Below are 23190 nucleotides of genomic sequence, written 5' to 3'. Positions count from 1 at the left end.
GTTATATACTTTGAAATACATAATGGAAAAGAGAAGGAGGGGACATATGAAAAATGAAAAAGCAAAGGTTAAGATTATTCCTTTAGGTGGGGTCAATGAAATCGGAAAAAATTTAACAGCCATAGAATATAAAAATGATATAGTTGTAATAGATTGTGGACTTAAGTTTCCAGATGAAGATATGTTCGGAATAGATTTGGTTATACCTGATATAACGTACCTTATAAAAAATAAAGAAAAGGTGTCAGGAATATTCTTAACTCATGGTCATGAAGATCATATTGGAGCGTTACCATATGTTTTAAAACAATTAAATGTTCCGGTATATGGAACAAAATTAACATTAGGAATAGTAGAAACTAAACTTAAAGAGCATGGTTTATTAAGTTCAACAGAACTTGTAAGAGTAAAACCAAGAGATGTAATAAGATTAAATTCAGTATCTGTAGAGTTTATAAAAACTAACCATTCAATTGCTGATTCTGTTGCAATTGCAGTACACACTCCGTTAGGAGTTGTACTTCATACAGGAGATTTTAAGGTGGATTATACACCAATTGATGGTGAACCTATGGATTTTGCAAGATTTGCAGAACTAGGTAAAAAAGGAGTTCTTGCAATGATGGCAGACTCTACAAATGTTGAAAGGTCTGGGTATACAAACTCAGAAAAAATTGTTGGAGAAAGTTTAACGAGAATATTCGGAAAAACTAAAGGAAGAATAATTATTGCAACATTTGCATCAAATATTCATAGAATTCAACAAATAATAGATGCTGCTTCAGTATATGGCAGAAAAGTTGCTGTTTCCGGAAGAAGTATGGAAAATATAATGAATGTAGCTATAGAATTAGGTTATATTGAAGTTGATAAAGATACATTAGTATCTATTGATCAAATTAATAAGTATAATAATGATCAAGTTGTTATTATAACTACTGGAAGTCAAGGTGAGCCAATGTCTGCATTATCAAGAATGGCAGCCTCAGAGCATAGAAAAGTAAATATTGTTGAAGGTGATACAATAATTATTTCAGCAACACCAATTCCAGGAAATGAAAAGCTTGTATCAAAAGTTATTAATCAATTATTTAAAAAAGGTGCAGAAGTTATATATGGATCACAGGAGAATATCCACGTTTCAGGTCATGCTTGCCAAGAAGAGTTAAAGCTTATGCAAACTTTAGTTAGACCAAAACATTTTATACCAGTTCATGGTGAATATAGACACTTAAAACAACATGGAGAATTAGCTATAAAATTAGGACTAGATTCTAAAAATGTAGTTATACCTGATGTTGGAGATGTAATTGAAGTTACTAGAAATGGTATTAAAAAGAACGGAAGTGTTATTTCAGGACAAATATTTGTTGATGGACTTGGAGTTGGAGATGTTGGAAATATAGTATTAAGAGATAGAAAACATTTATCTCAAGATGGTATATTAACAGTAGTTGTGACTTTATCTAAAGAAAACAAAACTATAGTTGCAGGTCCAGATATTATATCAAGAGGATTTGTTTATGTAAGAGAATCTGAAAGTTTAATGGATGAAGCAAGAGATATTGTTAGAAATACTTTGCTTGATTGTGAAGAAAAGAATATAAGTGATTGGGCAACATTAAAGTCAAATGTAAGAGATGAACTTAGATCTTATCTTTATGAAAAGACTAAGAGAAAACCTATGATTTTACCAATCATTATGGAAATATAAGTACTAGTTGACAAGTAACAAAGTTAATAGTAGAATAATTGATAGATTTGGGAATTGGATACGAGTGTATCCAATTTTCTTTTTGGGCAAAATATTTATAGGTTTACAAAAGTAAAAAGCTAAGTTTTATATTTAGTAATTTGAACTTTCAATGATATAGCGTAGCAGAGGTTTTATTACCTTTAGCCTGCTTTACTTCAAAAGTAAGATAAGCCTTTAAAATAAAAATGGATTTAAATATTAATATTTTAAATTCATTAATAAAAGTTGATGGAGGAAATTAAATGGAATTAATAACTAGAGACGATATTAGAAATATAGCAATAATAGCTCACGTTGACCATGGTAAGACAACATTAGTTGATGCTATGTTTAAAGAAAGTCACGTATTTAGATCAAATGAAAAAATGGATGAAAGAGTAATGGACTCTAATGATTTAGAAAAGGAAAGAGGAATTACAATTCTTTCAAAAAATACTGCAGTTATGTACGATGGAATAAAAATAAACATCGTTGATACACCAGGACATGCTGATTTCGGTGGAGAAGTTGAACGTGTACTTAAGATGGTTGACTCAGTTTTACTTGTTGTTGATTCTTATGAAGGACCAATGCCACAAACAAAGTTCGTTTTAAAGAAAGCTTTAGAGCTAAAGTTAAAGCCAATTGTTGTTATAAATAAGATAGATAAACCAAATGCTAGACCAGAAGAAGTTATTGATGAAGTATTTGATTTATTCCTAGAATTAGGTGCTGATGATGAACAATTAGACTTCCCAATTATATATGCTTCTGCTAGAGAAGGTTTTGCAAGATATAATGTAGAAGATACAAATATGGGAATGGAACCATTATTTAAGACTATTATAGAACATGTTGAACCACCAAAGGGATATATAGATGGACCTTTCCAAATGCTAGTTACAACTTTAGATAGTAATGCCTTTGTTGGTAAAATTGCAATTGGTAAAGTACATAGAGGGAAAGTTAAGAAAAATCAAAATGTTGCTTTAGTTAGACAAGATGGAAGTAAGGCAAACTATAAAATAACTGCTGTATTTGGTTATAATGGATTAAAGAGAGAAGAAGTTGAAGAAGCTGGTCTTGGAGATATTATTGCAGTAAGTGGTATTATGGATGCTAATATAGGAGAAACTATAGCTGATGCATCTAATCCAGAAGCTTTACCATTCGTTGAAATAGATGAGCCAACACTTAACATGAATTTCATGGTTAATGACTCACCATTTGCAGGTAAAGAAGGTGAATTCGTTACATCTAGACACTTAAGAGATAGATTAATGAAGGAATTAGAAACTAATGTAAGTTTAAGAGTTAAAGAAATAACTCCAGATTGCTTCGAAGTATCAGGTAGAGGAGAACTTCACTTATCAGTTCTTATTGAAACAATGAGAAGAGAAGGATTTGAGTTACAAGTTTCTAAGCCAACTGTTATCTTTAAAGAAGAAAATGGTAAGAAGTTAGAGCCAATGGAATACTTAACTATAGACGTACCAGAAGAGTTCATGGGTGCTGTTATGGAAAAAATGGGACCAAGAAAAGCTGAAATGGTTAATATGACATCAGCAGTTAATGGATATACTAGATTAGAATTCGTAATTCCAGCAAGAGGTCTTATAGGATTTAGAAATGAATTTATGACAGATACAAAAGGTAATGGTATCATGAACCATGTATTTGAAGGATATGCTCCATATAAGGGAGAAATCGAATCAAGAAGTAGAGGTTCAATAGTATCATTTGAACAAGGTGAAGCAATTGCTTATGGATTATTCAATGCTCAAGAAAGAGGAAAATTATTCATAACTCCAGGAACACCAGTATATCAAGGTATGGTTGTTGGAGAATGTTCTAGAGCTGAAGATTTAGATATAAATGTTTGTAAAGGTAAGAAATTAACTAATACAAGAGCTTCAGGATCTGATGATGCTGTTAAATTAGTACCAGTTACTACATTAACATTAGAACAATCAATTGAATTTATAGCAAATGATGAGTTAGTTGAAGTTACTCCAGAAAGCATTAGAATTAGAAAGAGATACTTAGATGCTGCTGAAAGAAAGAGAATGATAAGCAGAAGTAAAAAATAATTATGTAAATTGTTTATAATTTCATATAAAAGTATTATAATAGTGAATAGCTAAAGTATTTAGCTATTCACTTTTAAATACAGGGGGTATTTATGAAAAAAAGAACTAAAAATACCGGTAGACCTTTAACGAAAAAAAAAGCTAAAAATACTGGCAGACCTTTAAGAAGGAAAAGAGCTAAAAATACTAGAAGAACTTTAATTATTTTATTATTAATTATTATAATAGCTTTAGCTTCTGTATTTATATCAACAGTTAAAAAACCACTTAAAATTTCGGACTCAGAAGTAGTAAATGTTCAAGAGGGCGATAGTTTTTATAGTATTATAAATAGGCTTTCTAGTGAAAATAAGATTAAAAGTCCACTTATAATAAAAATTTATACTAAATTAACAGGACTTGATTTAGAAGTGATTCCAGGAAGTCATACTTTAGATAAAAGTATGTCAATAAATGATATAGCTAAAACTTTAAAGGATACCAATAATGCAAATGCAATAACTATAACTATTCCAGAAGGATTTAACGTGGAAGATATAGCAGCTAGAGTTGAAGAAAAAGGTGTTTGCACAAAAGATGAATTTTTAAATGCAGTAAAAAGTTATCCGTTGCCATCTTATGTAAAGGATAATCCAGATAAAAGATATAATTTAGAAGGTTTTTTATTCCCAGATACATATAATTTTGAAGTTGGAGTTCAACCAGAATACATAATAGAAACAATGATAAAGAGATTTGAAGAAGTATGGGGTAAAATAACAGAAGGGCTTGATATTAAAGAAGATGATATTGAAAAGGTAATTAATGTAGCATCTATTATTGAAAAAGAAGCAAGAGTGGATGAAGATAGACCTTTAATAGCATCTGTAATTTATAATAGATTAGACCAAGATATGCCATTGCAAATTGATGCAACGGTAATTTATGCACATGGATATTATATAGAGAATGTAAGAAACAGACATTTAGCAATTGAATCAAAGTATAATACATATTTGCATAAAGGATTACCAGTAGGTCCAATATGTAACCCTGGTGCTCCATCTATAGAAGCTGCATTAAATCCAGCTACTACAAATTATTTATTTTATCTATTAGCATCAGATGATGAACATTATTTTACTGATAATTATGATGACTTTTTAAAGAAAAAAGAAGAATTAGGATATTAACATATACGGAGGTTTAGTATGAGTGGAATTACCTACGATTATATGGAAGAATATATAAGAGGATTAATACCAGAAAGTGAAGGAAGAATAAAAGAGTTAGAAGTATTTGCTAAAGAAAATGGTGTGCCTATAGCTCAAAAAGAAACAATAAAATTCTTAGAGTTTATGGTTAGTATGAAAAAACCATTAAGAATATTAGAACTTGGTACTGCAATTGGTTATTCTGCAATTATAATGCATGATGCAGCAGGAACAGATCCTCATATAACTACCATAGAACGAAGTGAAGAAATGATAAAGTATGCAAAAGAAAATATAAAATCTTTTGGACTTGAAGATAAGATAGTTATTGAAGAGGGCGATTGTCTTGAGATATTAGAGAAGTTACAAGAACCATATGATTTAATTTTTATGGATGCAGGTAAGGGACATTATAATCACTTTTTACCACATTGCCTAAGACTTTTAAAAGAGGATGGTATAATAATTGCCGATAATGTTTTATTTAGAGGTATGGTTGCAAGTGATGAATTAGTTAAGAGAAGAAAGATAACTATAGTTAAAAGAATGAGAACTTATCTAGATTTAGTATCACAAGATAATAGTTTAATAACATCAGTAATTCCTATGGGTGATGGAATTGCAATTACAAGAAGAAAGGACCTACTTAAGTAGGAGTAAGTTGATCTAATCAAATAAAAAATTTGAGGATTAACTTAAAGGAGGGAATACAATGAGAAAGCCTGAAATATTAGCGCCAGCTGGTAATTTAGAAAAGCTAAAGATAGCTATAGACTTTGGAGCAGATGCCGTATATATAGGTGGAGGTAAATTAAATCTTAGAGCCTTTTCAAATAATTTTTCAAATGAAGAAATGATTGAAGGAATTAAGTATTGTCATGATAGAGGAAAGAAAATTTATGTAACATTAAATGTTTTTGCAAGAAATCATGATTTATCTTCAGCAGGAGAATATATTAAAGGACTTTATGATATAGGTATAGATGCAGTTATAGTTGCTGATCCATCATTAATTGCTATATGTAAAGAAGTTGCACCAGAGTTAGAAATACATTTAAGTACACAAGCTAATACAGTTAACTGGATGGCAACTAAATTCTGGTATGATTTAGGTGTTAAGAGAATAGTATTAGCAAGAGAATTAACTTTTAAAGAAATAAATGAAATAACTGAAAATATTCCAAAGGGATGTGATATTGAAGCATTTGTTCATGGTTCAATGTGTGTTGCATATTCTGGAAGATGTTTAATATCAAATTATATGATTAAAAGAGATGCTAATAAGGGTATATGTGGAAATGTATGCAGATATAAGTATCATTTAGTTGAAGAAACTAGACCAGGTGAATATTATCCTGTTATAGAAGATGATAATGGAACATATATAATGAATTCAAAAGATTTATGTATGATTCACTACATACCTGAACTTGTAAAGAGTGGTATTTATTCTTTCAAAATAGAAGGAAGAATGAAAAGCGAATTCTATGTAGCTTCTACTGTTAAAGCATATAGAGAAGCTTTAGATAGTTATTGGGAAAACCCATCTAATTATAAATTTAAAGATGAATGGATGGATATGCTTAGAAAAGTAAGTCATAGACCATATCATACTGGATTCTATTTAGGTATAAATGGAGAACAAAATTATGACGATGCAGGATATGTTAGAGATTATGAAATTGTTGGTATGGTAAAATCTTATGATCCTGAAACTAAGACTGCAACAGTACTTCAAAAGAATAGAGTATTTGAAGGTGAAGAAGTTGAAATTTTAAGACCAGATGTACCATACTTTAAGATTAAGCTTGAAGATATGTATGATTTAGATAAAGATAGAAAAACAGATGTTGCAAATAGAGCACATATGATGTTTACTATTAAGGTAGATACACCATTAAAAGTTAATGATATGCTTGTAAAAGCAAACAACGTTATTAATATTAATAATAACTAAGGAGGCCTAACAAATGAATAAACCTATTTTAATAGGAATTACTGGAGGAACAGGATCAGGTAAAAGTACAATAGCTGATGCTTTATATTCTAATTTTTCAAAAGATTGTATAGCAATGATACAACAAGATATGTATTATAAAGATCAAAGTCATTTATCTATGGAGGAAAGAGTTAAGACTAACTATGATCATCCAATGGCTTTTGATAATGATTTATTAGTTGAGCATTTAAAGAAGTTGATAAAAGGAGAATCTATAGAAAAGCCAAGTTATGATTTTACTGTTCATAATAGAGCTAAAGAAACTACTACTGTAGAATCAAGAGATATAATTTTAGTTGAAGGTATTTTAATATTAGAGGATGAAAGAATAAGAGATCTTCTAGATATAAAAGTTTATGTAGATACTGATGCTGATATAAGAATTTTAAGAAGATTAGTAAGAGATATCAATGAAAGAGGGAGAACTGTTGAATCAGTAGTTGATCAATATTTAAGCATTGTTAGACCTATGCATCTTCAATTTACAGAGCCATCAAAGAAGTATGCTGACATAATTATTCCAGAAGGTGGACATAATTATGTTGCAATAGATTTATTAATGGCAAAAATTAGAGATATACTTAAGTAATTTGAATAAAACACCTCATTTTAGTCTAGAATTTAGCTAAAGGAGGTGTTTTTTTGTATAGATATAAAATTGATAATAAAAAATCACTAATTGTTTGCATTGTGTTTTTCAGCATTTTTATTGCTTTAACTATAAGATTATATGTATTAATGATATATCCAACAACTTCTGTTCAAGGGGAACTTGAAAATCATCAAGTGGAATATACTAGTGATACTAATTATAAGGTATTTGATACAAATGGAAATAGCCTTATAAACTATAAAAATAAGTATATTATGGTTCTTGATACTAAGCCTTTTAAATTAAATAACTATGAAGAAACATTACAAGATTTATTAGCTTTAAATTTTATAATGAAGTCAGAAGATGAAGAGTTTAATTTTACTGATATAATGAACCAAAGTGGGAAGCTTTATTATACTATAACCAAGGAGACTTATGAAAAGATAAACAAGTTAAATGATATAAAGGGAATATATACTTATGTTTATAATGAGTTAGATTTAAAGGAAAGATGGAGTGTAGAAAATATAATTGCATCTATAAATGAAGATAACGCATTAGAAGATTCATTTGAAGAGAGTATTTTAGATATAATTAAAGATAATAAAAGACCAACAATAGGCTTCCATTTAGATGAGAAATCTATATATAAGAGCAATGAGACAAATTATGGGGAAAATAATAAAAATATAAGGTTGACTATTGATGAAGCTTGGTCAGATAAAATAAAAGATGTCTTAAATGGTGATAATTATAGTAATCTAGATAATGTAGGGGTAGTTCTTTTAGAATCCAGCACGGGGAAAATAAAAGCTATGGTGCAGAAGGATGAATCTGAAGCAAATGTTAATTTAGGTATAGGACAATTAGGTCTTGAACCTGGATCTATATTTAAAGTTATAACAGAAGCTATTGCTTTAAATGAAGGATTAATTAATATGGATGATACCTTTTATTGTAGTGGTGAGATTTGTAGTAATGGAGGTAAATCATATGCTCATGGAAATTTAACAGTAAATCAAGCTTTTGAGGTTTCATGTAATGATATATTTGCAAAGATAGGTCAAATGATAGGTTATGAAAAGATGTTAAAATACACTACTAATTTAGGATTGTATAATAAAGTACTAGGGCTAGCTGGAGAAAATAGAGAAGAAGCTATAGGGGTAATGGCTAAACCTAGTGATGGAATTAGTAACTTTGCAATAGGTCAATGCATTACAGTAACACCGCTTCAAATTGCAGGAGCTATTAATGCTGTAGTAAATGATGGAATATATATTAAACCATCACTTATAGAGGCTATTGTTGATGAAGACAATAATGTTATAGAAAGTATTCAAAATGAAGAAAATAGAATATTTACTTCGACTACATCAAAATTAGTTAAAAATAGTATGTATGATGTTATTTGGAAAGGAACTGGTTCAGCAGCTAAAATAGAAGGTATAACACAAGGTGGGAAAACAGGTACTGCTACAGGTGAAGGTGGTGCCACTACTCACGGTTGGTTTGCTGGATATTTTGAGTTAAATGATAAAATGTACACATTAGTTGTTGTAGCACCTAATATAAATGGTGTAGATGCAAATGGAAATGATCTAGGTGGAGGAAATACAGCTGCACCTATTTATAGAGATATTATTAAATCTCTAATGGAATAATATTGCGCATCCACATGGAAGCGAAAAATGAAATATTTATTTTCCGGTAAAGGTGAAATTTTCACCTAGAATTTATATAATTGATTCCGTAAAGTTTGCTAAAGTTTTTAAACTCGCTGTTAGCTCAAATAGTAAAAACTTCTTAACGCCAACTTTACTCCATCAATTATTAAATTCTACGGCTTAATTTCAATGATACCTCCAAATAAATATTTCATTTTTCTTTCTCCATATATATGCTTATACTACACACTTTATAGTTAATTCTTAAGGTGGTTACGCAAGAAATTGTATCCTTTAGCTTAAAAGCTAGTGATAGAGAAAAATTAATGATATTATCGGAAGGAATATTGTAATTAAGTTTTAGAATTTAATTATTTTGGGAGGAAAAAGGGCGTTAAGAAGCTGAGGGAACAAAGTGACTTTCGAAGCTTTAGCACTTTTTCCGGAGAAAATAATTAAATTCTTAACGAAAATTACACTAATTCCTGGAGGTAATATCATTAATTTTCGTCATCACGGCACTTAAGCTTTAACGAAGAATTTAGTTAAATTGTTGTCAAGAAAATTAATTTAAATTCTTTAAGCAATATTTTCAAAAACTATCATATTATATAATAAGCACTACTAGGAGGAAGCTTAGTGATAGTTATTGGTAATATATTAGAATTATTGTGTACTAATGTGTTTTTGGCTGGATATATTTCAGGTAATAATACGTTTCCACAGCCTTTAGATGAAAAAGAAGAGCAGAAGTATTTAGAATTGTTAAAAGCTGGTGATAAAAAAGCTAAAGGTGTGTTAATAGAAAGAAACCTTAGATTAGTTGCACATATTGTGAAAAAATATCAAATACCTAATAAAGATATAGATGAACTTATATCTATTGGTACAGTTGGTTTAATTAAGGCTATTGATTCATTTGATGCATCGAAGGGTACAAGATTAGCTACATATGCATCTAGATGCATTGAAAATGAAATTTTAATGCTATTTAGAAGTAGTAAAAAGCAAAAAGGAGAAACTTTTCTTCATGATCCAATTGGAGTAGATAAAGAAGGAAATGAAATAAGCTTAATAGATGTATTAAGTAGTGATAAGGATTCTGTTATTGATAAAGTTGAAACTAATTTACAAATTAAAGCTTTGTACTCTAAAATAAATACTTCTTTAAATGAGAGAGAAGGAGAAATTATTAAAATGAGATATGGGCTAATTGATGGAAAGTGCAAAACCCAAAGAGAAATAGCAAGTTTGCTTGGAATATCAAGATCTTATGTTTCAAGGATTGAAAAAAAAGCATTAAAAAAACTGAAGAAAGAATTAACATTTAAATAACCACACAATAATAAATTTATTGAAAAAGTTGAAATTTTTAATATATTTTAATAAAATAGAATTAAAATATACCTATAGATGAAATAAAAAAGGGAGAAAAAAATGTATTTATTAAAAGAACTATTAAGTAAAACTATAGAAATGAATGCATCTGACCTACATTTAACAGTTGGGTTACCGCCTACTATAAGAAGTAATGGAAACCTTATTCAGCTTGGGGTAGATAAATTATTACCACATGATATGGAGGAGTTTTCTAAGGAAATTTTATGTGAAAAATATGATGAATATTTGAAAATCGGTGAATTTGATACATCTTATTCTGTTCAAGGAGTAGGTAGATTTAGAGTTAATATTTTTAAACAAAGAAATAGCGACGCTATAGCAATAAGGGTTATTGCACTTAAAATACCTACATTAGATGAGCTAGGACATCCAACAGTTCTTAAAGAAATAGTTAAAAAAAAGAGAGGACTTGTATTAGTAACAGGACCAACAGGTAGCGGTAAGAGTACGACTTTAGCAGCTATGATAAATGAAATTAATAATACGAGACAAGCGCATATAATAACATTGGAAGATCCTATAGAATATTTACACAAACATAATAGGTGCATAATAAATCAAAGAGAAATCGGGAAAGATAGTAAAAGTTATAAAAGTGCATTAAAAGCAATTTTAAGAGAAGATCCAGATGTTATTTTAGTTGGAGAAATGAGAGATTTAGAAACAATTTCTATAGCTATTACAGCTGCAGAAACTGGACATTTAGTTTTATCAACATTGCACACTATTGGAGCACCAAAGACTATTGATAGAATAATAGATGTATTTCCACCACACCAGCAGCAACAAATAAAGATTCAACTGGCATCAGTATTACAAGCGGTTATTTCACAACAATTATTACCTAATATAAATGGAGATGGAAGAATTGCAGCCCTTGAAGTAATGGTTATAACTCCTGGAATTCAGAATCTTATTAGAGAAGGAAAAACTCAGCAAATTGAATCGGCAGTTCAAACTGGTAATAAATATGGGATGAAAACTATGGATATGGCAATTTCTGAGTTATATAAGAAAGGTGTTATTTCAATGGAGACGGCAATGACATATGCTGTAGATAGAGAAACTTTAAAAAGAATGATGATTTTATAAAAAAGTAGAGGGGCGTAAATTTTTACGCTCTTTTATATTATAAAATTTTAAAAATATGTTAAAAAATAGAGGGATTTTTAAAAATACGTTGAATTATATTTATGAAAGCATTAAAATATAATATTGTCTTAATAAATTAATTATATTTTAGCCGAAGAAATTTAATTTTAGACTAACTAGGATAAATTGGCAAATTTAGATACTTATTTTTTACAAAAGTGAAGAAATCATTACAAAATTCTTCAACAATTGCAATTTGCTATTGTTAACATATATTTAATGATGTAAAATTAAATTACTAAATAATTTTTTATTTTAAGTTATAGTTGCAAAATGAATTAGTGAAGTTAATTTTATGAAAGTATTTAAATTACTAATAGAGAGAGTTTTAAGGAGGAGTTATTTTGTTAGATTTTGAATTAGATATGCAAGAATTAACTAATATAAAAGTAATAGGCTGTGGTGGTGGCGGTGGTAATGCCGTTAACAGAATGATAATTGAAGGGTTAAAGAATGTTGAGTTTATTGTTGTAAATACGGATAAGCAAGCATTATTGCTTTCACAAGCAAACACTAAGATTCAAATAGGTGAAAAGCTTACTAAGGGACTTGGTGCTGGGGCTAATCCTGAAATTGGTAAAAAGGCAGCTGAAGAAAGTAGAGAAGAAATAGCAGAAGCGATAAAAGGTGCTAATATGGTGTTTATAACTGCTGGTATGGGTGGTGGAACTGGTACAGGTGCCGCTCCAGTAGTTGCTGAAATTGCTAAGTCTATGAATATCTTAACAGTAGGTGTAGTTACTAAGCCTTTCCCATTTGAAGGAAAGAGAAGAATGAGACATGCTGAAATGGGATTAGAAAACTTAAAACAACATGTTGATACATTAGTTATAATTCCAAATGAAAAACTTTTAGCTATGGCAGATAAGAAAACAACATTATTAGATTCTTTCAAATTAGCTGATGGTGTTTTAAGACAAGGTGTACAAGCGATATCTGACCTTATCACAATCCCAGGGGTAGTTAATGCTGACTTTGCTGATATTGAAACAGTAATGAAAGATAAAGGATTAGCTCATATGGGAGTTGGTTATGGGAAAGGTGATAATAAAGCGCAAGATGCAGTTAGACAGGCAATATCATCTCCATTATTAGAAACTTCTATTGATGGTGCAACAGGAGTTATAATTAACTTTACAGGTGGAGTTGATTTAGGTGCTATAGAAGTTTATGAAGCAGCTGAAATTGTTAGAGAAGCAGCTGATGTAGACGCTAATATCATATTTGGAGCAGTTATTGATGAAAGTTTAAATGATGAAATTAGATTAACTGTAATTGCAACAGGATTTGAAGAAGATAATGGTAATATTGTATCAAGTACTAGTGAATCTAGAATAGAACCTAAGACAGTTGAAACTGTAAAGAGAGAGGAAGAACCTACAACATCTTATACTGATCCTTTATTAGATTTAGATAGAGAAAGTGTAAATATTCCAAGTTTCTTAAGATCAAGAAAGTAATAAAATTTTATTAATATAAATAGATAGATGAAGTAAATAGAAATTACATCATCTATCTATTTTTTTTGTTATTAAAATATTTATATTGTTTGCATAAAAAGACATAAAAAAAAGAAATAAAAAAAATATTAAAATTTATAAAGAAAAAACAGGGGGTAAAATGTAAAAAAAGTTGGTTTAAAACTTGGTTTAAACTCCTTCAATGTGACAAAAAAAAAATACATATAAAGGTATAATTTATATATTGAGGGGGTGAGTATATGGAAGTTTATATTGATATATATTTATTAGAAAATATAATAATCAATTTATTCTTATTGCTACTTACTTTTAAGCTATTGAGGCTGGATTATAAAAAAAGAAATGTATATTTAGCGGCTTTATTAGGTGGCATATATGGGTTAGTTATTTTTTGTAATGTAAAGATTTTAAGTTCTGTAGTATTAAAAATATTAGTTCCAACGATTATGATATATATTTCTATGGAAAAAAGAAATTTAAAATTTATTTTTAAATCAGTTGTAATATTTTTTATGCTAGCCTTTATGTTAAGTGGTATATGTTTTAGCACAGTACAAATGCAAAATACATATTTAGTTGGACAAGAGTTTGTTATTAAAAATAATTCAGCCAAATTTATAGTTTTATCGGTGGCTATTACTTTTATATTTATAACTCGAATTGTAGACTTACTTAAAGATAGAGCAATGGTAAAGAACTTTTTATATGATATATATATTACAGAAGGAACAAGAACAGTACTAGTAAAAGGATTTTTAGATACTGGAAATGAATTAAGGGAGCCAGTAACTAATTTGCCTTGTATAATAGTTGAAAATACTTATTTTAATCAATTTGAAATAGCTGATGATAAGAAGTTTATTATAAAGTATGACACTATTAATGAAGTAGGTGAAGTAAGAGGCTTTAAAGGACAAAATATAATGATTAGAAATGAAGAAGCAAATAATTGGAGAAAGGTAGAAGCTATAATATGTGGGTGTGAAAGAAAATTAAGTAAGGAAGATGAATTTCAAGCCTTATTATCAAGAGGTATAGTATAGGAGGTATAGTAGATATGGGGAAGTTAGTTTTATTTATTAATAAATTTTTATCAAAGTTTAATATTTTTAGGAAAAGAGTAGATTATATAGGAGGTAATGATGCTTTACCACCTCCATTAAAGAAGGATGAAGAGGAAGAATTAGTTGATAAACTAAGTACTGGTGGAGAAGGTGTCAGAAATACACTTATAGAAAGAAATTTGAGACTTGTTGTATATATAGCAAGAAAGTTTGAAAATACAGGTGTAGGTGTTGAAGATTTAATTTCTGTAGGAACTATAGGATTAATTAAGGCTGTAAATACTTTTAATCCAGAAAAGAAAATTAAATTAGCTACTTATGCATCAAGGTGTATTGAAAATGAAATATTAATGTATTTAAGAAGAAATAGTAAAGTGAAGGCTGAAGTATCTTTTTATGAGCCATTAAATATAGATTGGGATGGAAATGAATTACTTTTATCTGATATTTTAGGAACTGAAAATGATACTGTGTATAATTTAATTGAAGATGAAGTAGATAAACAATTATTATTTTTAGCTTTAAGAAATTTAAACGAAAGAGAAAAAGAAATAGTACGATTAAGATTTGGGCTTTCTGGACATAGTGAAAAGACGCAAAAAGAAGTTGCAGACATCCTTGGGATATCTCAATCATACATTTCTAGATTAGAAAAGAAAATAATAAGTAGATTAAAAAAAGAAATAAATAAAATGATTTAGGTTGTCTTTAGTATAAAAGAATCCTCTAACGGAAATAATTTTAAATGCAGTATGTTATTACTTCTGAAGGAGTGATTAACTTTGATTATTAACAAAGTTGAGATTTGTGGAGTAAATACTTCAAAATTACCAGTACTAAAGGAAAAGGAAAAAAGAGAGCTTTTATTAAAGATGAGAAGCGGAGATACACAAGCGAGAGAAACATTTATTAAGGGAAATTTAAGGTTAGTTTTAAGTGTTATTCAAAGATTTAATAATAGAGGGGAAAATGTAGATGATTTATTTCAAGTAGGTTGTATTGGATTAATGAAATCTATCGATAATTTTGATTTATCACAAAATGTTAAGTTTTCTACCTATGCAGTACCTATGATAATAGGTGAGATAAGAAGATATTTAAGAGATAATAACTCTATTAGGGTAAGTAGATCTTTAAGGGATATTGCATATAAGGCTTTGCTTGTACGTGATAAGCTTATTAAGGATAATAACAAAGAACCTACAGTTTCTCAAATTGCTAAAGAACTAAATATACCAAGAGAGGAAGTAGTTTTTGCTTTAGATGCAATTCAAGATCCAGTTTCTTTATTTGAACCAATATATCATGATGGAGGTGACGCTATTTATGTAATGGATCAAATAAGTGATTCTAAAAATAGTGATGATAGTTGGTTAGAGAATATATCTATAAAAGAAGCTATGAAAAAATTAAATGATCGAGAAAAATTAATTTTAACATTAAGATTTTTTAATGGAAGAACACAAATGGAAGTTGCAGATGAAATTGGCATATCTCAGGCTCAAGTTTCAAGATTAGAAAAAACAGCATTGAAACACATGAAGAAATATGTATAGGACCCTAAGGGTCCTTTTTTTTATTGAAATTCTAATTTTTTAATTCTAAGTTGCATCATAATTTAGGTGTATAAAAATTATTTTAATAAAATAAGAGGCTATATCATATATATAATTATGGTAAATGATTTAAATACATATTTAAGGGGTGGGGATAGTTATGGAAGATGATTTAATTTTATATTCAGTAAATGCTATAAGAAGTATGGAAGTTATAGATGTGTCAACAGGGAGTAAATTAGGATATGTTAGAGATTATAAAGTTGATTTATCTAATAATAAAGTAGTTTCATTATTTTTACCATCTAGTTCTAAAGGGTGGTTTTCAAAGGAAGATGATATAGAGATACCGTGGGAAAAAGTAGTTAAAATAGGAATTGATGTGCTAATTGTTGATGCTTCAGGTATACAATTAAATACAGATGAAAATAAAATATAGAATAAAATAAAAAAAGATTGTATAATACAAATATAACTATAGGAGAAAGGCGTGATTTGTTTGAAGTGTCCTTTTTGTTTTTTTGATGAAAGTAAGGTTGTAGACTCAAGATCTACAGATGATAATACAACAATTAGAAGAAGAAGAGAGTGTACTAGTTGTGGAAGAAGGTATACTACATATGAAAAAATTGAGGATATTCCAATTTTAGTGGTAAAAAGAGATTCAACAAGAGAAAATTTTAACAGAGAAAAGATTGTAAATGGGCTTATTATTGCTTGTCAAAAGAGACCCATTTCTAGAAAACAAATAGAAGAATTAGCAGAGGATATTGAAAAGAGTATTTCAAATAATATGCTTACTGAAGTTGAATCTAGAGTTATTGGTGAAATGGTTATGGATAGATTAAAAGCTATAGATGAAGTTTCATATGTAAGATTTGCATCTGTATATAGAGAGTTTAAAGATATTAACACTTTTTTAGATGAAATTAAAGGGTTAATGACAAATAAAAATTAATTAGACTGCCTAAAAGGTAGTCTTTTTTTATGTTATAATTATTATTGATTAAATGTATGAATAAAGTTAAAATCATGTTAAAAAATATACATAATAAATGGTAAAAGTTAATATTAAATGATAAAATACATTTAGGAAAATTTAGAGGTGGATTATGAAAAAATTAAATATTAATGATTTTAGGGAATTTAAGGATTTTTGGATATTAGAAGGTGAAAATATTAATATTGTATTTTCTAATGCAAAATTGGACAGAAGCTTTAACAGACATACAGAGGAAGGAGTTAATAATTTACTATCACTTAAAGATGATTTTGGAGTTGATGAAGTTCAGTATATAAAACAAATACATAGTGATAAAGTTTTAGTTTATGATAAAAGACAAAAAGATTTTATTGAAAATGAAGGCGATGCCATAGTTACTAATGAAAAGTCAGTAATTATTGGAGCATTTACTGCTGATTGTGTTCCGGTAATACTTGTTGATGAAAGTACATCTACTATAGCAGCTATACATAGTGGATGGAAGGGAACCTTTAATCATATAAGCAAGAATGCTGTAGAGAAGATGATTAAGAATTTTAATTGTGATGTGAAAAATATAAAAGCATATATAGGGCCTCATATTAGACAATGTTGTTATGAAGTTTCAGAAGAATTAAAGGAGAAGTTCATTTCTAAATTTAATGTATCTAGTGAAAAACTTTTTAATGGTAGAAATTTAAGTATGGAGCTGTGTATTGAAGAAGATTTAAAGGATATTGGCATTAAAGGTGAGAATATTTATTCCTTCAATTTATGTACTCATTGCGAAAAAGAAAATAAATTATTTTCTTATAGAGCAAGTAATGGGACATATGGAAGATTATTTTCATTTTCATATATTAAATAAATTGTTGGGGTGATAGGAATGGCAAATGAAAAAATATTAGTAGTAGATGATGAAGAACATATTGCAGAATTAATAAGTTATAATCTTACCAGTAATGGATATAAAGTAATTACAGCAAATAATGGGAATGATGCCGTAAAGCTTGCAGTTGAAGAAAAGCCAAATTTAATCTTATTAGATTTAATGATACCAGGAAAAGATGGATATGATGTTTGTAAAGATGTTAGGAGTAATAGTGAAATTAGAAATACTCCAATAATAATGCTTACAGCAAAAAGTGAAGAACTTGATAAGATATTAGGTTTAGAGCTTGGAGCAGATGACTATATTACTAAGCCTTTTTCTGTAAGAGAACTACTTGCAAGAGTAAAGGCGGTATTAAGAAGATTTTCTATTTCAGAACCAGAAAGTAATGTTTTAGTTTTTGGAAATTTAACTGCTGATTTTGATAAGAGAGAGATTCTTGTTAACGATAAAAAACTGGATTTAACACTTAAGGAGTTTGAACTTCTTGAAATTTTAATTAGAAATAAAGGGAAAATTTTAACTAGAGATACTTTGTTAGATAAAATATGGGGATATGAATATATAGGTGAAACAAGAACTGTTGATGTTCATATAAGATATTTAAGAAAGAAAATAGAGCTGGATGATAAAAATCCTAAGCTAATTGAAACTATAAGAGGAGTAGGGTATAGATTTAACCCTAATTAGTATTCTATGAAAAAACGTATTATAACATCAGTAGTAATTACAGTTATATTTGCATTGATTATAGTGACAAGCTCCTTTATTGTATTATTAAATATAAATAATATAAATGATGCAAAGGAAGTATTATCTATATATAATGTATGCTTTTCAAGGGGTGATTATACTAATGAGGATTTGTCTATATATAAATTCAAAGGTAATTCCGTTAGATTTACGGTGGTAAATAAAGATGGAGATGTAATATTTGATAATGAGACATCAATCTTAGATAATCATAAAGATAGGGAAGAAATTATAGAGGCATTCAGTAATGGGACAGGAACTAGTGTTAGATTTAGTAAAACATTATCTGTTGATATGGTATATTATGCAACTAAGATAAATGAAGATATAGTTGTTAGAAGTTCAGTTCCTGTTAATAATATAAAGATAGTTACGTTAGGGGCATTAAAGTATTATATTGCTATCGTAATTGCAGTATTTTTATTGTCATTAGCACTAGCAGTAAAACTAGTTAAAATAATTGTATATCCAATTAAAGAACTTGAAAAAGTAACAGCTAAAATTGCAAATGGTAATTTAAATAAAAGAGCAATAATTGGGAATTATGACGAAATTGGTTTATTGGCACAAACATTTAATAATATGGCGGATCAATTAGAAACTAAGATAAATGATTCCTTAGATAAACAAAATAAGCTTGAGGCCATACTTGAGAGTATGGAAAGTGGAGTAATAGCATTAGATAATAATGAAAAAATTATATTAAGTAATCCATATTCCAAAAAAATATTTGATTTACAGGGAGATGTAATAGGAAAAAAGATATCAGCTTGTGTTATTGATTATGATTTTATTAATTTTATAAGAGAATTACCTGATATAAATACTAAGGAGATAAAATTATTTCATCCTGTAGAAAGGGAGATAAGGGTAAAAAAAGCTCCTATTATAAGTGGATCAAAAAATCAAATAGGTATAGTAATAGCTATTCAGGATATTACAGATATTAAGCGCCTTGAGAATATGAGAAGTGAATTTGTTGCTAATGTTTCCCATGAGCTTAAAACGCCGTTAACATCGATTAAAGGATTTTCTGAAACTTTAAGATATGTTGATGATTCTGAAACGAAGAATAAGTTTTTAAATATTATTGACAAAGAAGCAGAGCGGTTAACTAATTTAATTAATGATATTTTAATACTTTCCAATATTGAAAAGCTTCATAAAATGGAGAGTGGTAACTTTAGGCCAAAAGAAGTTATAGAAAATATAATTGATATAGTTAGAAAGCAGGCTGAGAAAAAACAGATTAAGATAGAATTTATAAATGAATTTAATAATGAAATTATTGGAAGTGAGGACAAATTCCATCAGTTAGCTTTAAATTTAATAGAAAATGCCATAAAATATTCTAATGAAACTGGAAATGTTAAAATTATTATAACTTCTGAGAATGAATATTTTGTTTTTAAAGTAATTGATAATGGTATAGGAATTCCTGAAAATGATATACCAAGAATATTTGAAAGATTTTATAGAGTGGATAAATCAAGATCAACAAGGGGAACGGGGCTTGGGCTTGCAATTGTTAAGCATATTGTTAAATTGTTTAATGGGGATATCATAGTTCAGTCTAAATTAGGGGTTGGAAGTACATTTACTGTAAAGATAAAAATAAATAAGAAATTTAATAATAAAATATAAGAAAATTGTAAATAAAAATAAGGTAAGAATATTTAATGTATTTTTATCTTATTTTTTTTACAATATTATATTTAAAATGACAAAAAATATACACATTTAACATTCTCTTAACAATTACATAACGTTATTTAACATTTAAGTAATATTACTTTAACTTTAGAGGAATAATATTATTTGTGTAAGGTATATGAATAAAAAATTCATTTATGAAAGTGGAGGAATAAAAATGAGAAGTAAAAAGTTGAAGTTAATGGTAGGAGCTTTATTGGTAACTATGATTGGCGCAACATTTGTAGGTTGTGGATCAAACGGAGAAGGAAATAATACAGCTTCTAGCAAAGATGCAATAACAATTTCAATCTCAGGGTCAACTTCAGTAGGTCCATTAATGGAAAAAATTCAAGAAAAATATGAGGAAGAAAACGGTAATGTAACATTAGAAATACAACAAAATGGTTCAGGAGCTGGAATAAAAGATGTTATTTCTGGAATTTCAGAAATAGGAATGTCTTCAAGAGAATTAAAAGATGAAGAAAAAGAGTCAGTTCAAGGAACAATAGTAGCATATGATGGAATTGCTTTATTAGTAAATCCAAATAATCCAGTTAAAAACATATCTTTAGAAGATGTTAAAAAAATATATACAGGAGAAATTACTAACTGGAAAGAATTAGGTGGGGATGATACTCCAATAGTAGTAGTTTCAAGAGAAGAAGGTTCAGGAACAAGAGATGCATTCCAAGAAATAGTTGGTTATGAATCAGAAGAGTTACTAAAAGATGCTACAATTTCAGATGGTAGTGGATCTGTTAAAACTACAGTTGCTGGAAATAAAAATGCAATAGGATTTGCTTCTTTTGAGTACATCGACGATACTGTATCTGCTTTAAGTATTGATGGAGTAGAACCAACAGCTGACAATGTTAAAGCTGGTAGCTATAAACTTTCAAGACCATTTATATTAATAACTAAAGAAGATAGCTTAACAGAAAATGGTCAAAAATTAATTGACTTCGCATTAAGTGCTGAAGGACAACAAATAGTAGAAGAAAATAAATTAATAACAATAGAGTAATTTTAAAACAACTTTAAAGATGCCTCTGGTATTGAGGCATTTTTACTATATAAATAAATCAAAGTGTTTTATTACCATTAGGAGGACTAAAATGGTAGAGGAAAATAAAAATAATAAAAGTAAATATATTATAGATAAAGTTACAAGAGCAATATTTCTAGTGTGTGCACTTATTGCAGTAATAAGCTTAATATTAATAATAGGATTTGTATTTTATAAGGGATTAAGACCGTTTTTCGCAGAAGGAAAATCATTTACTGAATTTATTTTTGGAACAGAGTGGTATCCAACATCTGAAAACCAAAAATATGGAATATTACCGATGATAATAGCATCTGTTTTGGGTACACTAGGGGCTCTAATAATTGGAGTACCAATAGGATTACTAACTGCTATATTTATTGCAGAAATAGCACCAAAAGGGATATCTAAAATTATAATTCCAGCAGTTGAACTTTTAGCTGGAATACCATCTGTATTATATGGATTATTTGGTTTAGCAGTAATTGTTCCATGGATACAAAATACTTTTAATTTACCACAGGGACAAAGTTTATTAGCAGTAATTATTGTATTAGCAGTTATGATGTTACCTACAATAATTTCAGTTTCAACTACTGCAATAAAGGCTGTGCCAAAAAGTTATAAAGAAGGTTCGCTAGGACTTGGAGCTTCACATATAGAAACAACTTTTAAGGTAGTAGTACCTGCAGCAAAATCAGGTATACTTGCAGCAATAGTATTAGGTTGCGGTAGAGCAATTGGAGAAACAATGGCTATAATTTTAGTTGGAGGTAACTCTGTTCAAATACCTACATCTATTTTTGATAAGGTAAGACCTCTTACAAGTAATATAGCTTTAGAAATGGGATATGCAACACAATCACATCAAGAATTGTTATTTGCAACAGGGGTTGTACTGTTTGCATTTATCTTAATATTAAACCTAGTAATTTCAAAACTTTCTAGTAAGGAAGGTAAATAAAAATGAGAAAAATAAAAGAAAATATCTTAAAGATATTATTATATTTATCAGCAATAATAACAGTTGGAATTTTAGTATTTATAATAGGATTCATATTTATAAAAGGTTATAAATTAATAAATTTAAATTACTTATTTGGGGAGTATAAACCATCAGGTGGTGGTGGAATAAAGCCATTTATTATTTCTACATTATATACTGTAGGATTATCATTGCTTATAGCAACACCAATAGGAGTACTTTCAGCTGTTTACTTACAAGAGTATGCAAAGCAAGGAAAGCTTGTTAGAGTAATTAGATATTCAACAGAAGCATTGGCTGGAATACCATCAATAGTTTATGGATTATTTGGAGCAGCATTTTTTGTAAGTGCATTAAAGTTTGGTTATTCACTTTTAGCAGGATCATTAACCCTTTCAATAATTATTTTACCTGTAATAATTCGTACTACAGAAGAAGCTTTAAAAGTAGTTCCTCCATCATATAGAGAGGCATCACTTGGACTTGGAGCAACAAGATTCCAAACTTTATATAAAGTAATACTCCCAAGCGCTATACCAGGTATACTTTCAGGTGTAATACTTTCTATGGGGCGTGTAATTGGAGAGTCAGCAGCATTATTCTTAACAGCAGGTACAGTATATAAAATACCAACAAGTATAATGTCAAGCGGTAGAACTTTAACTGTTCATGCATTCCTTGAAACTAAGGAAAAGGGAGATATTGCTTCTGCGGCAGCAGCAGGGATAGTTTTAATTGTAATGATTTTAGTGTTAAATCTATTAGCGAAATTTGTTAGTAAGAAATTTAATAAAGCAAATTATTAGAAAATATAAATTATAGTAATATTAAATGAAATGTTAGAATAGTATTAAAGTAATACATTAAATTTGTAGCTTCTTAATTCTAAGAAGTTACATATATAG

21 protein-coding genes are annotated in these 23190 nt (G+C 28.6%); all 21 read left to right on the top strand.

All coding sequences use genetic code 11. The features are described from left to right. Window positions 1-46 precede the first annotated feature (46 nt). The 21 genes from EJJ37_RS03785 to pstA all read left to right on the top strand — a co-directional run bounded on the left by EJJ37_RS03785 (window position 47) and on the right by pstA (window position 23091). Window positions 47-1714 carry a ribonuclease J gene (locus EJJ37_RS03785; protein WP_133014257.1) on the top strand — a complete coding sequence of 556 codons (1668 nt, stop codon included), beginning with the start codon at window positions 47-49 and terminating at the stop codon, window positions 1712-1714. A 284-nt stretch (window positions 1715-1998) separates the two neighbouring features. Further along, a complete protein-coding gene (gene typA, locus EJJ37_RS03780) occupies window positions 1999-3825 on the top strand; it encodes a translational GTPase TypA (RefSeq protein ID WP_133014256.1) in 1827 nt (608 codons plus the stop codon). Window positions 3826-3917: 92 nt separating this feature from the next. Further along, entirely contained in the window at window positions 3918-4997 is a 1080-nt protein-coding gene (gene mltG / locus EJJ37_RS03775) for an endolytic transglycosylase MltG (RefSeq protein ID WP_133014255.1), read from the top strand. A gap of 18 nt (window positions 4998-5015) precedes the next feature. Next, window positions 5016-5672 carry an O-methyltransferase gene (locus tag EJJ37_RS03770; protein WP_133014254.1) on the top strand — a complete coding sequence of 219 codons (657 nt, stop codon included), beginning with the start codon at window positions 5016-5018 and terminating at the stop codon, window positions 5670-5672. Between the two features lie 58 nt (window positions 5673-5730). Further along, a complete protein-coding gene (locus tag EJJ37_RS03765; protein ID WP_133014253.1) occupies window positions 5731-6975 on the top strand; it encodes a peptidase U32 family protein in 1245 nt (414 codons plus the stop codon). 13 nt (window positions 6976-6988) lie between these two features. Then, window positions 6989-7606 carry a uridine kinase gene (gene udk / locus EJJ37_RS03760; protein WP_133014252.1) on the top strand — a complete coding sequence of 206 codons (618 nt, stop codon included), beginning with the start codon at window positions 6989-6991 and terminating at the stop codon, window positions 7604-7606. Between the two features lie 53 nt (window positions 7607-7659). Beyond that, complete coding sequence (locus tag EJJ37_RS03755; protein WP_243124831.1) at window positions 7660-9276, top strand: peptidoglycan D,D-transpeptidase FtsI family protein; 1617 nt, start codon at window positions 7660-7662, stop codon at window positions 9274-9276. Between the two features lie 642 nt (window positions 9277-9918). Beyond that, the gene (sigK, locus tag EJJ37_RS03750) at window positions 9919-10614 is read left to right on the top strand and encodes an RNA polymerase sporulation sigma factor SigK (protein ID WP_133014251.1); all 696 of its coding nucleotides are present in this window, start codon (window positions 9919-9921) and stop codon (window positions 10612-10614) included. Window positions 10615-10716: 102 nt separating this feature from the next. Next, window positions 10717-11772, top strand: coding sequence for a type IV pilus twitching motility protein PilT (locus EJJ37_RS03745; protein ID WP_133014250.1), 1056 nt, complete (start codon window positions 10717-10719; stop codon window positions 11770-11772). 404 nt (window positions 11773-12176) lie between these two features. Further along, complete coding sequence (gene ftsZ, locus EJJ37_RS03740; protein WP_133014249.1) at window positions 12177-13292, top strand: cell division protein FtsZ; 1116 nt, start codon at window positions 12177-12179, stop codon at window positions 13290-13292. Window positions 13293-13552: 260 nt separating this feature from the next. Continuing rightward, window positions 13553-14356, top strand: a complete 804-nt coding sequence (locus EJJ37_RS03735; protein WP_133014248.1) for a sigma-E processing peptidase SpoIIGA — start codon at window positions 13553-13555, stop codon at window positions 14354-14356. A 14-nt stretch (window positions 14357-14370) separates the two neighbouring features. Beyond that, window positions 14371-15078, top strand: coding sequence for an RNA polymerase sporulation sigma factor SigE (sigE, locus tag EJJ37_RS03730; RefSeq protein ID WP_133014247.1), 708 nt, complete (start codon window positions 14371-14373; stop codon window positions 15076-15078). A gap of 81 nt (window positions 15079-15159) precedes the next feature. Next, window positions 15160-15933, top strand: a complete 774-nt coding sequence (gene sigG / locus EJJ37_RS03725; RefSeq protein ID WP_133014246.1) for an RNA polymerase sporulation sigma factor SigG — start codon at window positions 15160-15162, stop codon at window positions 15931-15933. Between the two features lie 160 nt (window positions 15934-16093). After that, complete coding sequence (locus EJJ37_RS03720) at window positions 16094-16372, top strand: YlmC/YmxH family sporulation protein (protein ID WP_133014245.1); 279 nt, start codon at window positions 16094-16096, stop codon at window positions 16370-16372. Window positions 16373-16432: 60 nt separating this feature from the next. After that, window positions 16433-16891 carry a transcriptional regulator NrdR gene (gene nrdR / locus EJJ37_RS03715; RefSeq protein ID WP_133014272.1) on the top strand — a complete coding sequence of 153 codons (459 nt, stop codon included), beginning with the start codon at window positions 16433-16435 and terminating at the stop codon, window positions 16889-16891. Window positions 16892-17045: 154 nt separating this feature from the next. After that, window positions 17046-17783 (top strand): peptidoglycan editing factor PgeF, encoded by a 738-nt coding sequence (gene pgeF / locus EJJ37_RS03710; protein WP_133014244.1) that lies wholly within the window; start codon window positions 17046-17048, stop codon window positions 17781-17783. Between the two features lie 18 nt (window positions 17784-17801). Next, a complete protein-coding gene (locus EJJ37_RS03705; protein ID WP_133014243.1) occupies window positions 17802-18497 on the top strand; it encodes a response regulator transcription factor in 696 nt (231 codons plus the stop codon). A 6-nt stretch (window positions 18498-18503) separates the two neighbouring features. Continuing rightward, window positions 18504-20204, top strand: a complete 1701-nt coding sequence (locus EJJ37_RS03700) for a HAMP domain-containing sensor histidine kinase (RefSeq protein WP_133014242.1) — start codon at window positions 18504-18506, stop codon at window positions 20202-20204. Between the two features lie 226 nt (window positions 20205-20430). Then, complete coding sequence (locus tag EJJ37_RS03695; protein ID WP_133014241.1) at window positions 20431-21279, top strand: phosphate ABC transporter substrate-binding protein; 849 nt, start codon at window positions 20431-20433, stop codon at window positions 21277-21279. A 91-nt stretch (window positions 21280-21370) separates the two neighbouring features. After that, window positions 21371-22264, top strand: a complete 894-nt coding sequence (pstC, locus tag EJJ37_RS03690) for a phosphate ABC transporter permease subunit PstC (protein WP_133014240.1) — start codon at window positions 21371-21373, stop codon at window positions 22262-22264. Window positions 22265-22266: 2 nt separating this feature from the next. Next, window positions 22267-23091 (top strand): phosphate ABC transporter permease PstA, encoded by an 825-nt coding sequence (pstA, locus tag EJJ37_RS03685; protein WP_133014239.1) that lies wholly within the window; start codon window positions 22267-22269, stop codon window positions 23089-23091. Window positions 23092-23190: the final 99 nt, after the last annotated feature.

This window comes from Clostridium cuniculi (genome assembly GCF_004353185.1).
Taxonomy (GTDB): domain Bacteria; phylum Bacillota; class Clostridia; order Clostridiales; family Clostridiaceae; genus Clostridium; species Clostridium cuniculi.
Note: the sequence above shows the minus strand (reverse complement) of the source record. Positions and strands in the feature narration are given on the sequence as shown.